This is a genomic window from Methylophaga thiooxydans DMS010 (assembly GCF_000156355.1).
GTDB classification, from domain to species: Bacteria; Pseudomonadota; Gammaproteobacteria; order Nitrosococcales; family Methylophagaceae; genus Methylophaga; species Methylophaga thiooxydans.
Genome location: NZ_GG657899.1, coordinates 212,764 through 227,759, shown reverse-complemented (window position 1 = coordinate 227,759; position 14,996 = coordinate 212,764). Strand labels below are relative to the sequence as shown.

Genomic DNA, 14,996 nt, shown 5'->3' with positions numbered 1-14,996 from the left:
AATGCATGACGCTGGATACAGATGACGAAATCCTGCAGGACTTTCTAGTCGAAGCGGAAGAAATTTTAGAAGGCCTGAATGAGCAATTGGTCGAGCTGGAAAACCAGCCACAGGATGCTGATTTACTCAACGCCATCTTTCGCGGCTTCCACACCATTAAAGGGGGAGCCGGCTTTTTAAGCCTTGATGCCATGGTGGCCTTGTGCCACAAGGGTGAAGATGTTTTTAACCTGCTTCGGCAGGGGGAAAGAGTTGTCGACGCCGACATGATGGATACCTTTCTGAAGGTACTCGACAGTCTAAACAGCATGTTTTCCGAGTTAAAAGCTGGGGAGTACCCTACCGCTGCCGATCCTGCCATTTTGAGTCAATTAGCCACCTATCTTAATCCAGATAAGGTTGCATTTACTGCACCTGAACCCGAGCCAGAACCCGCTGTGATAACTGAATCTAAATCCGCCCCATCCGATAGTGATGAAATCACAGATGACGAATTTGAGTCATTACTCGATCAATTGCATGGAAATGCTGCTCCGGGCAGCCAGGAGGTAGCTTCCGAAACAAAAGCAGCGGCCAGCCCTGCTAAAGCGTCATCACAGTCTGACAGTGACGATATTACTGAAGAAGAATTTGAAGCCCTACTGGATGAACTACAGGGTAAAACTAAATCAACCTCCCCTGCACAGACAGCAGCTCCCATCGTAGAGAAAACGGCTGAGCCTGAAAAAACACAGCCCGAACCTCAAAAATCAGCAGCCGCAGCAAATACTGAAACCAAAAAAGACAATACAGCGCCGAAAGCTGCACCCGCTAAACAAACAGCAGATACCAGTGTTCGCGTAGATACCAGCCGCCTTGATGAAATTATGAATATGGTGGGTGAGCTGGTGTTAGTAAGAAATCGAATCAACACGCTCGAAGCCGCATTCGAAAATGAAGACATGGCCAAAGCTGTGAATAATTTGACGGTGGTGACAGGTGATTTGCAAAGTGCGGTAATGAAAACCCGCATGCAGCCTATCAAAAAGGTGTTCGGCCGTTTCCCCCGCGTTGTTCGCGACCTCGCCCGCAGTCTCAAAAAAGATATTAATTTAGAGCTACGCGGTGAAGAAACCGATCTGGACAAAAACCTAGTCGAGGCGCTGGCAGATCCACTGGTGCATTTAGTTAGAAATGCCGTCGACCATGGGGTTGAAATGCCTGATGTGCGAGAAGCCGCAGGCAAACCAAGACAAGGTAACATCGTGCTTGGTGCCGCTCAGGAAGGTGATCATATTCTGCTGACGATCACCGATGATGGTGCGGGTATGAACCCAGAAGTATTGCGCCGTAAAGCCGTTGAAAAAGGCATGATGGATGAAGACAACGCATCAAGACTGACTGAATCAGAATGTTTTGCTCTGATATTTTCACCCGGCTTTTCAATGAAACAGGAAATCTCTGATATCTCTGGCCGCGGCGTGGGTATGGATGTGGTTAAAACCAGCATATCCAAACTCAATGGCGTGATTGATATCAAATCAGAAATCGGCATCGGCACCACTTTATCAATCAAAGTACCGCTTACTTTAGCGATTATGCCTACGCTTATGGTCATGTTGGGCGATCAGATTTTTGCGTTTCCACTGGTTAACGTCAATGAAATTTTCCATCTGGACTTGAGCAAAACCAATGTCGTCGATGGTCAACAAACGATTATGGTTCGCAATAAAGCGCTACCATTATTTTATTTACGTAAATGGCTGGCAAAGAATTTCAACGAAACAGATAAACCTGAAATCGAGCATGTTGTCATCGTCAATGTCGGCACACAGCGAGTTGGTTTTGTTGTTGATCAACTGCTAGGTCAGGAAGAAGTGGTGATCAAACCTCTGGGTGCTCTATTACATGGTACAAAAGGACTGGCAGGTGCCACCATAACGGGTGACGGCCGTATTGCTTTGATTCTTGATTTCCCCGAGCTTATGAAAGCCTATGCAAATCGCGGTTACTAGGACATATCGTGACGGTTAAGGTGCTCATCGTTGATGACTCAAGTTTCTTTCGCAAGCGTCTGGCTGAAATTATAGATGCCGATCCTCGCTTGGAAGTAGTCGCCACAGCTAATAATGGTGAAGAAGCCTTAAAACAACTGCAGATTCATAAGCCTGATGTGGTAACCATGGACCTGGAAATGCCGGTGATGGATGGCATCACCGCTGTACGCAAAATCAAATCCCTTCGTGCCACCCCCGTTTTAATGTTATCTACATGGACTACGGAAGGTGCCAAAACCACATTAGATGCATTAGAAGCCGGTGCTACTGACTTTTTGCCAAAACGATTTGAAGATTTGTCCAGCGATCGTAGTGAAGCACAGAGAAAATTGTGCCAACGTGTTTATCAGTTAGCCAATGGCTTTCATGCCAGTCTACAAACACCGTTACAACAAGACATTGTCACACAAACAGCCACTGCGCCGGCTCGTAATAACGCGCCGATTAACAAGCCTGATCTGGTGTTAATCGGGACTTCAACAGGTGGCCCTGTCGCATTACAGAAAGTGTTAACCGTATTACCGGCATCGTTTCCCTGCCCTATCCTGTTGGTACAGCATATGCCTGCCAGTTTTACGCCGTCATTCGCCGAACGACTGGATGCGCAATGCCAGATTCACGTCAAACAGGCCGTAAATGGTGAATCATTGCAAGCCGGTACAGCCTATCTGGCACCTGGTGGCCAACAGATGCTGCTGAAAGGCCGGCCGCAACGACTCTATCTGAGCATAGAAGATGGCCATGATGCGCAGACGTATAAGCCTTGTGTGGATCTGACGTTTAATTCCGTCGCGCCTATTTGTGGTGATAAAACGCTCGCCATTATTCTGACGGGTATGGGCAGTGATGGTAAAGAAGGATGCCAATCCATTAAAAACAAAGGCGGGGAAATCTGGGCTCAGGATCAAGCAACGAGCACCATTTATGGTATGCCTATGGCGATTGCCAAGGCCGGCTTAGCGGATAAAATTCTCGATCTAACGTCGATAGGCCGACAACTCGGAGAGCTACTTTAATTATGGATATTCTGAGTATTCTCGGCCTGATCGTTGGTTTTGGTGCCATTTTGCTGGGCCAACAACTTGAGGGTGGTCATCTCGATACCATTCTCAATGCTGTTGCTATGCTTATTGTTCTGGGCGGTACGCTCGGCGCTGTCATGCTGCAAACACCAATGAATACTTTTGTTCGTGCCATGCGTATGTCGATATGGATTTTCACGCCTCCCTCGCAATCTCCCAGTGTGGTGTTAGAAAAAATACTGGAATGGAATCAAATTGCGCGTCGTGAAGGCTTGGTTCGGCTCGAATCTGTGGCGATGGATGAAACCGACCTTTTTGTACAAAAAGGCTTACAACTGATTGCTGACGGGGCTGAACCTGAGTTGATTCGAGAAGTGATGGAGAATGATCTCGACATTCAGGAAAGTGACGATATTCAGGCTGCGAAAGTATTTGAAGCCATGGGTGGCTACTCCCCCACGATTGGTATTATCGGCGCAGTGATGGGCTTAATTCATGTGATGGGTAATCTTGCCGATCCATCATCGCTAGGTTCGGGGATTGCTGTTGCTTTTGTCGCAACCATTTACGGTGTTGCACTCGCTAATCTGTTATTTCTGCCGATGGGCAATAAACTAAAATCTGTCGTGGCGCAACGCAGTCGCATACAAATGATGATGATTGAAGGCCTGATTGGAGTCGCAGATGGCGATAACCCTCGTAATATCGAAAGTCGTCTTCAGGCCTACCTGAACTGAGTGGCTTATGGCGCGCCGGAAGAAACATGAAGAACATGAAAATCACGAACGTTGGCTGGTATCCTATGCTGACTTCATCACCTTATTGTTTGCTTTTTTTGTTGTGATGTACTCAATTTCTTCTGTTAATGAAGGAAAATACCGGGTGTTATCGGATACCCTCGAAGCGGTATTTTCCGATCCTGTGCGCAGTAAAAATCCAATTCAAATTGGCGAAATCAGCCGTGGCGAAGGCAAACTTACTGCTGAACCTGGAGAGCCAGAAAAAGCCGATTACAAAATCGATCTACCAGAAATTCCTCATCGACCGCCCCCTGCTACAGAGAACGATATACGCACTATTAAAGAATTAACAAAACAACTTAGCGGTGCGTTGGCTGATATGATTGAAACGGAAGACGTCATCATTAAGCAGGGTGAAGACTGGCTCGAACTGGAAATCAAGTCACGCGTTTTATTTGAAAGCGGTGAAGCCAGACTGGAACGTGCTGCTGTCCCTGTCATTGGTAAAATCGCTGATATTTTGCAAACCTCTGCCAATCCCATTCAGGTAGAAGGCTTTACCGATAACAACCCCATTAATACCAGTCGTTTTCCCTCGAACTGGGAATTGTCGGCAGCGCGTGCCGCCAGCGTTGTACATTTATTAGACCGCTATGGCATTCAGCCTGATCGTATGTCGGCCATCGGTTACGGCGAATACAAACCCATTGCAGATAATGCAACCGAAGAAGGACGTCAGAAAAATCGACGGGTTGTCTTAGTCGTATTAGGTAGCGATAAAAGTCGCCGTGATCTTGATATTTTTGATACCAATGCAGGCCAAGTCATCAGTTCAGAAAATAACATTGATAACAGCAGCTCACTGCCCCCGATTAGTATGATTGAATTCCCCGAACCAAACACACAAGCTGAGGCTCAGCCATGACTGTTTGGGCGATATGTAATCAAAAAGGCGGGGTCGCCAAAACCACAACCGTGATCTCTTTAGCGAGCTTACTGGCACAGCGTGGCGAATCAACCTTAATTCTTGATCTGGATCCGCATGGCTCACTCACCACTTACCTCGGCTATGACCCGGATGTCATAGAAACCAGCATCTACACTTTGTTTCAGAAGCTCGACAACACACCTAAGGACGCGATATTCCAGAGTCTGAAAAAAACGAGACATGACAATTTGTTCTTATTGCCCGCATCAACGGCAATGGCAACACTTGATCGCCAACTTGGGGCGCAACAAGGCAAAGGATTGATTATTCGCAAAACATTAAGCTTCTTTAAGGATCGATTCCAGCACGTGTTTATTGATTGCCCACCGATGCTTGGCGTGTTGATGATTAATGCTCTGGCAGCCTGCGATAAATTGCTGATTCCGGTTCAGACCGAGTTCTTGTCACTGAAAGGCCTCGAGCATATGTTGCACACCGTCTCGATGATCAACCATTCACGTCACACTGAGCTACCCTACCTGATCGTGCCAACTATGCACGATAATCGAACAAAAGCTGCGAATGATTGTTTACAACAGCTCTATCAGCAGTATGGAAAACACGTCTGGGATCATGTGGTGCCCGTTGATCCATCGTTCCGTGAAGCCAGCAAACTGGGCATGCCACTGCCTGAAATGAATATCAATGCAGAAGGCAGTCAGGCATACCAGCAACTACTAACCGAGTTAATACAGCCTCAAGCTAAGTTTTCTCATGGCTAATAAACCAATCCACGAACAAAGTCAGGCGTTGAGTGCCTACTTCGACGACATGTTGACAACGCCGGCCACGACAACTGAAGCCACATCAGCCACAGAATCAGTCATAACGGAAATACCTTCAAATGACTCAGCGGCACAGCCTGAAATGGTTAATGAGACGCCACTATCAGAGGTTGACGAACAGCCGGAAAACCTCAGAGTCTTACTTTGTGATATTGACGGGCTTAACTTAGCCGTGCCCGTCTCCGAAGTTAATAATATTGTACGCTGGCCTCAGCAAGGTCTGAACGTGCTGCCGGAAAAGCCTAGTTGGCAACTTAGCGTTATCAACCAGCCACAAACTAGTCAGGTTATTGATATTCGTCACTTGCTCCAGACAGAAACCCGGTTGAAGCCTATACAAGCGAATTATATTGTTCTTATTGATGATCATCGCTGGGGCATTGCTTGCCATCATATACAACACATCATCACCTATCAGGCCGATAGCATCAATTGGCTCGATCAGCAGTCACAGCCTAGTTGGCGTCGAGGCGTTATCACTGAAGGTGATTATCAGATTATTGATATTCCAGCGCTTTTGCTCACATTAAAGCAAAGTTAACTGGCATGAAGTCTGCATTGATTTTATTATGCGTTGTCAGAAAAATGACAATATTGAGTAAGGGTAATACGGCATGAGCCAAAACGAAAATACAGCTGAAGACCCAATGTTGCAATGGGTAACCTATCAGTTAGAAGACGAATTTTACGGCATCAACGTAATGCAGGTTCAAGAGGTCTTACGGCTGATGGAAATTGCCCCAGTGCCCGGTGCGCCATCTTATGTGCTGGGTATTATTAACGTTCGCGGTAATGTCGTAACGGTGATCGATACACGAGCCCGTTTCGGCTTGAGCACAAAAGAGCCAGATGAAAGCTCTCGCATCGTTATCGTTGAGGTATCTGGCCACGTGATTGGTATGTTGGTTGATAGCGTTGCTGAGGTGGTTTATTTACGTCAATCAGAAATTGATACTGCCCCCAACATCAGTGACGACAGCTCACGGTTTATTCAGGGGGTCTGTAACAGAGAAAAGTATCTTCTTATTCTGGTCGATGTGAATAAGTTGCTGAATGATGAGGAAATATCAGATATCAACGAATTATAGGCTTCCCCCTTGGCTGATGAAATAAAACCCACCCAGCCAAGTTCGCCCAGTCCTCTGGTGTCCCCCTCGCCAGAGGACGATCGGCGTAAACAAAGACGGCCGCAGCAGCAAGACGCTGAGGATAAAAAAGATAAGCCGAAGCCAAAAGATGATGGCAAAGGCGGACAAATAGATGAGTATGTTTAACTGCGCCCGAGTAGCGCAAGGAGCTAAATCATGACGATATATGTTGTGATCACTGTAATGAGTGCTGTGTTTCTCGTCCTTGGATTGGCAACCATGCGCTTGCTCAAACTGTATCAACTGCAAACGGAACGAATTCGAACACTGCAAAACCAAATGTCAGCCTTGTGTGAAGGTGCATCTGGTACCGATGAACGGATTTTACAATTCGAGCAGACCTTAATTAAAATTCGGGATCATCAGCACTCTCTGGATCTTCGTGCGAATAGCCAGCCGGGCTATGATCATGCTATCCGATTGGCACGAAAAGGAGCCGGTGTTGAACAGCTTATTGATAACTGTAATTTAAGTGATGAAGAAGCACATTTGATCAGCCGTCTGCATGGTCGTGATACTGATCATGCTGGCATGCACTAGTCTTTGTCAGGAATGATGGATTGCGGCTTACCGACTAAGTACCCTTGCACAAAATCGACACCGTAGCCTTTTAACAGGTTAAGCGTGCTTTCGCGTTCAACAAATTCAGCGACTGTTTTTTTACCTAGGCTATGGGCTATATCAATCATTGATTTAACCAGTAATTGATCAACGGGGTCGTTATCCAAGTCAGTGATGAAACCGCCATCAATTTTTAAAATATCGACCGGGAAATGTTTCAAATAACTGTATGAGTTAAAACCAGCACCAAAGTCATCCAAGGCGAAACGACAGCCCAGTGAACGTAGGTTTGTCACCATGCGTTTGGTTTGTTCAAAATTTGATATCGCCGAGGTTTCAGTGATTTCAAATACAATGCGTTCGGGATCAATCTCCGTCTCTTTCAGTTTTTGCTGGATCAAGCGATACAAGTTTTCATCCAGAAACACATTACCCGACAGATTAACCGCAAACGAAATGCTGTCAGGCATACCGCAAAGTAAATCAAACGCTTTGGCGACCACCCAGAAATCAATCTGATGAATGAGTCCCATCGCCTCAGCAACCGGTATGAATTCCTTCGGATAATAGACCACACCGCCGTCACCACGCATCCGAATCAAACATTCATAATGCGTTATAGCACCGCTATCTAAAGCAAAAATCGGTTGAAACTCTAGTAAAAAGTTTTCCTCTTTAAGCGCAGCTCTGATACGCGGTGCCCACTCCACACTGTGTCTGAGCGTATGCATTTCGCGATCTTCCGGGCTATAGAGATGCACACGATTACGGCCGCGTTTTTTGGCCGTATAACACGCCTGATTAGCATGGGATAATACCTCGCCGACCGTTGTCGCATCTTGACGCTGAATCAGTTTAATACCGATACTGGCGGACAGGTGGTAATGATGGCCGTGATGTTCGAAGCTATAACCATCAAACAAATTACGCAGTCCTTCTGCTTGCTGTATAGCCATTTTTTTATCGGTATTATCAACCAGTACCGCAAATTCATCTGAGCCAATACGAACGAGGGTATCGTTCACTCGAAAATAACGTCTCAGTGAGTTAGCCACCTGCACCAATAAAGTATCGCCTGCTTCATGACCTTCTGCATCATTTAGCACTTTGAAGCTGTCCAAATCGATATAAAACAAAGCGCTGGTGCTCATGAAGTTACGCACTTGCGTCAAACTCAGCTCCAAAGCCTGCTCAAGTCGACGACGATTAGCCAAACCCGTAAGATCATCGTGACTAACCGAAAACTGTAATCGCGCTTCCATCACTTTCAAATTAGCGAGCTCATCTTCCAGATCTAACTGCTGACGATAGCTGATATCGCGTTCGCGTTTTACTGCCAACGCCGTCATTATTGCTGGCGGTAAAGACTCTGCAGTGAGGGGATGGTACAGCATTGATGTCACGCCATGCCCCAGATCAGTCAATACCTGCGCATGATCCCACTGTGATTCTTTGCACAAACAAATGATGGGAATTAAGCGCCATTCATCAAATTGATCCATGACCAGACGTAAATCCTGAAGATTTAGATCGGGCATGTCTTTATCTAGGATTAACAAATCAATATCGCAAATATCGTTTGCTATGCCCTGTCGCATCAGCTGCATAAGCCCATCAAGGCTAGTGGTTGTTTGTATATTGCTGAAACCACTGACTTCAAGCAATGTTTTGGTGAAGGCTGTTTCAGCAAGTGCTGTGCCGCCAATGATAATTTTAGCGTCAAGGAGATCAGAGACGGCTTCGGTAGATGCCGGGTCGCTGATTGTCTGGTTTGGTGCTGTTGTCAGCGCCAAACTATCCCTGATTTTCGTATTCATCTGAATATCGTTCGCTATCTCATGTCGACAGAATGTTGTACATGAAATCGACGATATCGGTTTTATTTATAAAAATCAACACTTAATGCTATTTTCATAATGCTATTTATAAAGTGTTGCAAATATGTCACGTGATGCATAACTACTATTTTGTCTGTTGCAGGGTAAGCCTAATTCGTATTTTCCCCTTTCTTTACAGGAACTTTGCCCGAAACCAGATAGGCATATGCAATGACTTCTGCTATAACCCGATACAGCATGGGGGGAATTTCTTCGCCGAGATTTAAATCACTTAATAATTCAGCAAGCAGCGCATCTTCTTTTAATGGAATATTGTGTTCTCGAGCGATCCGCAATATCTCTTCAGCGATGGCTCCTTCGCCAGACGCGGTGACCGTGGGCGCATTGTCACCATCATATTGCAGGGCAATGGCTCGTAGAATATCGTCGTTCTTATTCATACCGAAATATCCAGTAAGTGTTCACCCTGTGAAGGCTGAATATCAGTGGTTAAGGGGCTAATAGCCCCCTGTCGGCAACTTAAATGACTGATTGAAATATCAAGTTTCTGTAAACGCTGATTCAACTCATCAAGATACTGAGATAAAACAGTCGCACTCTCCTCTCGCTCAGCCAGAATCACGACTTTGATATCTTGCTTATGTAGGCTGATGCGCGCTTGCATCGGGCCAAGATTTTGCGTTTCCAGATTAAGTTGCACCTGCCAAATAGCCTCTTCTCCGGCGGTTAAATCGGGAGAATGTTGTTCCAGCCTCAATTGCAGCATTTCCAGTTGCTGTTTATCTTTAACCGGCAAATCAAACAGCCAGACATTGACGTTATTTGGCAGATCACTCTCTCTTGCCATCGACAGTTGATTAAACTGGATGCGCGCAGTGGCTGACTCCACTTCACGTAATAAATCACGCATCATCTGCCATTCCACAAACCGGACTGCATTCTGTGCTTGTGAAGTCTGACCATCTCGAGCATTGATAAACGCTTGTACACCGCTTAGATTCTGATTTTGTGTGGTGGTTAAAGACAAAGGTGCCAATGAGGTTTCACTGCTGCTAGTAGCACCTCGCAAGCTCGATAATAAGCCTAATAGTAACTGCATCGGTGTCTGGCCTTTACTCGCTAAGGCGGCTTGTACCTGTGCTGGAAGTTGACGTAAATCCTGAGGGGTGGTGGCGAGTTGTTTCAGCGCTGATTGCACCTCAATGGGCAATTTTTTCATAATATCGGGACTATCCACTAACCGGTTCAATGCAGGTTGTTGGACCTGCTGTTTTAATACTTCAGCCAATTGCAATAAATTGGCTTTAAAATCTTGGCCCGTGGTGACAGATCGCGGATTAGTTTTTAAAAAGCTTTCTAAAAACACACCACTATTGTTAATGGTTTGTTTTATGGCCTCGGGCTGCTGCAACGCTGTTTTATCAGTCACCCCTTGAAACAGTCGTGTTATTTCTTGTCTTATTGCTTGCGGTAATACTGGTTCTGTAATTGATTTATTCAGCGTCGCTAACGGCGTTGCCGTTCGATCAATCTGCGGTATCAAACGACGCTGATAACTTTGTATCTGCTCAGCCCGTGTTGGACTATCAGAGCGAAGCGTTATTGTTAGTGGTTGAGTTTGCATGACTTCAATAGCAAGCTTATCGCCTAGTTTGAAGCTTTGTTTTAGTGCGCTGATATCCACTTCAATTTGTCGTGGCAATGTCTGAGCCAGTGACATATGAGTATTGGCTGGAGTTGATTTTGCAACGCTGCCGCTATTTGTTATCAAGCTGGGACTAACCAGTAGTCGGTTTTGCGCCAACAACTTGATAACGTCGACTGCAAGCTGCTGGCCCGGCTTTAGGCTGGGATTGAGGCTGGCGAGACGTTCAGCGCTGAGAGTCGTTTCGGCAGGAACAATTGCCAACACAGCACGACCGGCTTCAACAGTTCGTTGTAACTCTATCTTTTGCCCCGGCTGCAGAGGCTGCTGACTGACAAGCTGCAAAACGCTATCTCGTACCTGAAGTTTGACTGACTGGCCACTTAGCTTGGCAATCACCGTCGCTTGTACTCGCTCACCATCGGCCAAACTAGCTAATAACCGAGCCGGTACATCACGGATAACCTCAGCAGAGTTTTGCTGTGAGGAATTTATCTGCATGGAGACACCACAAATTGCAACATGGTGCTAGTATAGCAATGAGATGATTGCTCAGAGCAATGGCAATGAAACCCAAACATGGACAATGGTATATCAGAAAGGATGGCGAGATATCGGGGCCCTTTAATGGGTCGGTAATCATCAACCACCTCATTGTTGGCCGCCTGTCGATGAGAGATGAAGTCTCCGCGGATAAGCGGCACTGGTTGCCGTTACAACATCAAACCCCTCTTCACCCAGATACACCGGATACCGATAAAGCAAAACGTCATTTAGATGAACGCACCGGGCTGGATCGTCGTGAACAGCAGGTCACTCTTCCTCCCGAGGCCAAACAACGCCGGGGAGAACGACGTGCTGATGAGGCCGACATCGAGCTGGAGCGGCGCGAACTGAGACGGATGTTGATGCAAAAGTATCGTAATCGCCATGAGCGTATGTGGTGGCCTTTAGTGATCACTTTTCTGGCTTTAGTTGCGATCACCTTTCTGGCTGTGTTCTATCCAACAACGATTCCTGTGCCACTTCCCAACTGTGCAGCGCCACCGTCGCCTGAAGTTAACTGGAATAACTGTCTCAAATCTGACAGCCAACTGGCTGGCGCAGACCTCACATTAGCCAAGCTGAGAAACGCTGATTTGACCGGTGCTAATATGAGCAATGCAGCCCTTTTCGGTGCTGATATCGCTTATTCAAATTTGCGGTTTTCTGATTTAAGTTACAGCAATATCGAGAAGGCTATTTTGATAGGGAGCAACCTGACACAAGCGGATTTATCCTATGCCAATTTAACTCAGGCAGACTTATCCTATGCGGATTTAACCAATGCGAATTTAAGTAATGCCGTTTTAGATGGCGTACGCTTCGATCATGCCATCTGGCTCAACGGCCAAATATGTGCACCCGAGTCTCTCGGTCAGTGCTTGCCATTAGTCGAGTAAATCACGAAGCTGCTTATCCTGAGTCGGTGCCAAACTGAGTTGGGCAACAATGCTTCCCATCAAGGCAAGGAACATATCCCATTGTGTATCCCAATTATCACCTTGCGTACCGAGAAAGGCCTCTGCGGCCTGCGCATTAATAATAGCCGCCCACCACTCAATAAACTCATAACAGGCACTGATAGCAAGACTCACTGCACAGATTAAGAAAAATAGCCATTTACCGCGTTGTAGTAGTGTTGTTCGCAGCAACAACTCTCTGGCTATCAAAGCAGGCACTATACCTTGCACAAAATGCCCTAGCCGATCATAGTGATTACGGGCTAGATCGAAACTGTCTTGAATCCAGTTGAATAAGGGGTTTTCAGCATAGGTGTAATGGCCACCGACGATCAGAATCAAGGCAAAAACTGCAATCAAACGAATGCTTATCAGTGTTAGCGGGAAAGACTTATGGGTAATCAGCAGAATTGGAATAGCAATCATCACCGGCACAGTTTCCATAAACCAGGTCAGACGATCTGCGACAGGATCCATCGATGAGTAGACCAGACAGGCCACCACAAGCAACAGCCAGAGTAGTTTTTCTTGTTTTTGCGTCATGTGCTTCAGGCTCCTTCCCGGCCTCAGCAGTGACGACTCACCGTTGAGACAAACTCAGTGTAAGGTTCTGGGTACTGCGAGTGTGAAGGCAGGAATATCAACATCAAATTTATTGCCATTGTCCCCCACCATTTTGTAGTGGCCCTGCATCATGCCTACTGGTGTATCCAGCATGGCAGCGCTAGTGTAGGTAAATTCCTGCTCAGGCGCCAGATAAGGGTGCAGTCCGACCACACCATCACCTTCGACTTCTTGTTCATGACCATCACCACCGGTGATTTTCCAGTAACGCGACAGTAAACGCGCCGCTTCCTGACTCTGGTTTTTAATCGTAATGGTATAGGCAAAGAGATATCGTGCTTTTTCAGGATCAGACTCCTGATCCAGATAGGTTGTTTCTACATCAACGAGGATGTCGCTATTAAATTCAGTCATAACTTAATTATACATGGCTTTGCTGGCTAATAAGCGAGCACCGTTTAAACCCACCTCAGGATCAAGGATAACTTTGACTGGAATACGCTCCAGTAAGGCTTGCATTCGACCTTTATTTAAAAAAGCCGTCATAAACTCCGCTTTCTCGAGTAGTTCTAGGTTTTTAGCAGCAATGCCTCCCGCAATATAAAGTCCCGCTTTAGGCATCACTGTTAGCGCTAAATTACCTGCCTGTGCACCATAAATCGAAAAGAATAAATTCATCGCTTCTTTTGCCAATGGCTCACCCTTGCGGGCGAATTCACTAATAACGCTGGCTGCATCAGCTTTCATCATCGCCAAGCGGCAATCCGAATCTTCTTCGTACTGACGATAATCGCGCAAAAAATGATAGATCGTTTCCAAACCACTGCCTGACACCAGACGTTCATAGGAAACATGGCCAAAGCGTTCAAACAGATGTTCTAATAAACGCACTTGCGTTCGATCAGTCGGCGCAAAATCGGTATGCCCTCCCTCCGTTGCGAACACCTGCCATTCATCTGCTTGTTGAACTAGATAAGCTTGACCTAAGCCTGTACCTGCGCCGATCAGTGCACGAGGACCTGGTGCTGGTTGCCCGGCATGTAAAGTCAGGAGATCATGCTCTTCCAGCGCCTCGACGCCATACCCGACCGCTTCAAAATCATTGCACAAAATGACCCTAGCGATATCAAAAGTAGTGGTGATCTTATCAGCGTGAATCTGCCAGGGCAGATTTGTCACTTTAGCGCTATTAGCGTTGACAGGACCAGCAATAGCCAGACAGGCAACATCAATCTGATATTGCCCACCAGCTTGTGCCAGAAATGCCGTTAAAATCTGCTCAAAGTCTCGATAGTCAGCGCTGACATAACGTTGACTTGCCAACACCTCGCCTGACACAGCACTGAGCTGTAATAAGGTTTTGGTACCACCGATATCGGCTGCGAGCAGATAGGCCATTATTTACTGTCCTGCTGCGGCTTTGTCCATAAACCAATAATAATCGTTTTCCGGCGCCAAACGCTGAACCGGCAATCCTGTCACTGCTTCCGTCGTTATGTCATTAACAATAGCGGCTTTGGCTTCACCGGCAATAAACACGATGACTTGTCTGGCAGCATTGATGACCGGGTAAGTCATGGTGACGCGCCATGAATCGAATTTCTCAACATAAAGATGAGCGGTTAAGCTATCAGTCACATCCAAAGCAGGCGTTTCCGGGAATAGCGAGGCAATATGACCATCTGGGCCTAGGCCCAACAACAACAAGTCAAATGCTGCGCCATCCATCACTGTTTGCATGGTTTCTGCATAACGTTTAGCTACCTCAGCAGGCTCACCACTTTCTGTTGGCATACGATGGACATTTGCCGCTGGAATGGGAATCAAATCAATCATCGCCGTACGAGCCATTTTGAAGTTACTGTCATCATGGGTTGGCGCAACGCAACGCTCATCACCAAAAAATAGATGAACGCGAGCCCAGTCGATTTGTTCAAGGTACGGTGATGTTGCCAGCTTTTGATACAGACCTTTTGGCGTCGACCCACCTGCCAAAGCCACATAGAAGACACCTCTTTTGGCAATGGCAGCACGTGCCGTCGCAACAAAATGTTCAGCAGCAGCAGTGATAAGGCTAGCCGAATCAGGCAGGATTTTTTTTTCTGCTTTCATGAAATTCCTCAATACTAATAAAAATTATTTTGTTATATCTTAAGCGGCAGTAACG

16 protein-coding genes are annotated in these 14,996 nt (G+C 46.4%); 9 read left to right on the top strand and 7 right to left on the bottom strand.

Going from position 1 to position 14,996, the window contains the following annotated elements:
• Window positions 1-5 precede the first annotated feature (5 nt).
• The 8 genes from MDMS009_RS09930 to MDMS009_RS09895 all read left to right on the top strand — a co-directional run bounded on the left by MDMS009_RS09930 (window position 6) and on the right by MDMS009_RS09895 (window position 7,259).
• Complete coding sequence (locus tag MDMS009_RS09930; RefSeq protein ID WP_008291642.1) at window positions 6-1,994, top strand: chemotaxis protein CheA; 1,989 nt, start codon at window positions 6-8, stop codon at window positions 1,992-1,994.
• A gap of 8 nt (window positions 1,995-2,002) precedes the next feature.
• Window positions 2,003-3,052, top strand: a complete 1,050-nt coding sequence (locus tag MDMS009_RS09925) for a protein-glutamate methylesterase/protein-glutamine glutaminase (RefSeq protein WP_043888169.1) — start codon at window positions 2,003-2,005, stop codon at window positions 3,050-3,052.
• Window positions 3,053-3,054: 2 nt separating this feature from the next.
• Window positions 3,055-3,795, top strand: coding sequence for a flagellar motor protein (locus tag MDMS009_RS09920; protein ID WP_008291452.1), 741 nt, complete (start codon window positions 3,055-3,057; stop codon window positions 3,793-3,795).
• Window positions 3,796-3,802: 7 nt separating this feature from the next.
• Complete coding sequence (gene motD, locus MDMS009_RS09915) at window positions 3,803-4,723, top strand: flagellar motor protein MotD (RefSeq protein WP_008291595.1); 921 nt, start codon at window positions 3,803-3,805, stop codon at window positions 4,721-4,723.
• Window positions 4,720-5,508: a ParA family protein gene (locus MDMS009_RS09910; protein WP_008291440.1), complete on the top strand. Its 789-nt coding sequence runs from the start codon at window positions 4,720-4,722 to the stop codon at window positions 5,506-5,508. Before motD ends, MDMS009_RS09910 begins: the two co-directional genes overlap by 4 nt.
• Entirely contained in the window at window positions 5,501-6,112 is a 612-nt protein-coding gene (locus MDMS009_RS09905; protein WP_008291718.1) for a chemotaxis protein CheW, read from the top strand. Before MDMS009_RS09910 ends, MDMS009_RS09905 begins: the two co-directional genes overlap by 8 nt.
• 73 nt (window positions 6,113-6,185) lie before the next feature.
• Window positions 6,186-6,659: a chemotaxis protein CheW gene (locus tag MDMS009_RS09900; protein WP_008291338.1), complete on the top strand. Its 474-nt coding sequence runs from the start codon at window positions 6,186-6,188 to the stop codon at window positions 6,657-6,659.
• A gap of 216 nt (window positions 6,660-6,875) precedes the next feature.
• Window positions 6,876-7,259 carry a DUF2802 domain-containing protein gene (locus tag MDMS009_RS09895; RefSeq protein ID WP_036312521.1) on the top strand — a complete coding sequence of 128 codons (384 nt, stop codon included), beginning with the start codon at window positions 6,876-6,878 and terminating at the stop codon, window positions 7,257-7,259.
• Here MDMS009_RS09895 and MDMS009_RS09890 read toward each other — a convergent pair.
• The 3 genes from MDMS009_RS09890 to fliK all read right to left on the bottom strand — a co-directional run bounded on the left by MDMS009_RS09890 (window position 7,256) and on the right by fliK (window position 11,264).
• Complete coding sequence (locus MDMS009_RS09890; protein WP_154647014.1) at window positions 7,256-9,097, bottom strand: two-component system response regulator; 1,842 nt, start codon at window positions 9,095-9,097, stop codon at window positions 7,256-7,258. The genes MDMS009_RS09895 and MDMS009_RS09890 overlap by 4 nt on opposite strands.
• A gap of 170 nt (window positions 9,098-9,267) precedes the next feature.
• Window positions 9,268-9,558 (bottom strand): EscU/YscU/HrcU family type III secretion system export apparatus switch protein, encoded by a 291-nt coding sequence (locus MDMS009_RS09885; protein ID WP_008291264.1) that lies wholly within the window; start codon window positions 9,556-9,558, stop codon window positions 9,268-9,270.
• Window positions 9,555-11,264 (bottom strand): flagellar hook-length control protein FliK, encoded by a 1,710-nt coding sequence (fliK, locus tag MDMS009_RS09880; protein ID WP_008291362.1) that lies wholly within the window; start codon window positions 11,262-11,264, stop codon window positions 9,555-9,557. The genes MDMS009_RS09885 and fliK overlap by 4 nt, the downstream gene beginning before the upstream one ends.
• A gap of 65 nt (window positions 11,265-11,329) precedes the next feature.
• Between fliK and MDMS009_RS15855 the strand changes: the two genes are divergently transcribed.
• On the top strand, window positions 11,330-12,205 hold the full coding sequence (locus MDMS009_RS15855) for a pentapeptide repeat-containing protein (protein ID WP_008291364.1): 876 nt from the start codon (window positions 11,330-11,332) through the stop codon (window positions 12,203-12,205).
• On the opposite strand, the gene MDMS009_RS09870 is transcribed toward MDMS009_RS15855, so the two are convergent.
• Genes MDMS009_RS09870 through pgl form a run of 4 tightly spaced genes read right to left on the bottom strand, consistent with a single transcriptional unit; the run spans window position 12,194 to window position 14,941 of the window.
• A complete protein-coding gene (locus MDMS009_RS09870; RefSeq protein ID WP_043888168.1) occupies window positions 12,194-12,808 on the bottom strand; it encodes a DUF2238 domain-containing protein in 615 nt (204 codons plus the stop codon). The genes MDMS009_RS15855 and MDMS009_RS09870 overlap by 12 nt on opposite strands.
• A gap of 54 nt (window positions 12,809-12,862) precedes the next feature.
• A complete protein-coding gene (gene apaG, locus MDMS009_RS09865; RefSeq protein WP_008291287.1) occupies window positions 12,863-13,243 on the bottom strand; it encodes a Co2+/Mg2+ efflux protein ApaG in 381 nt (126 codons plus the stop codon).
• A gap of 3 nt (window positions 13,244-13,246) precedes the next feature.
• Window positions 13,247-14,227, bottom strand: coding sequence for a glucokinase (locus MDMS009_RS09860; protein WP_008291643.1), 981 nt, complete (start codon window positions 14,225-14,227; stop codon window positions 13,247-13,249).
• 3 nt (window positions 14,228-14,230) lie between these two features.
• Window positions 14,231-14,941 carry a 6-phosphogluconolactonase gene (pgl, locus tag MDMS009_RS09855; RefSeq protein ID WP_008291492.1) on the bottom strand — a complete coding sequence of 237 codons (711 nt, stop codon included), beginning with the start codon at window positions 14,939-14,941 and terminating at the stop codon, window positions 14,231-14,233.
• Window positions 14,942-14,996 lie beyond the last annotated feature (55 nt).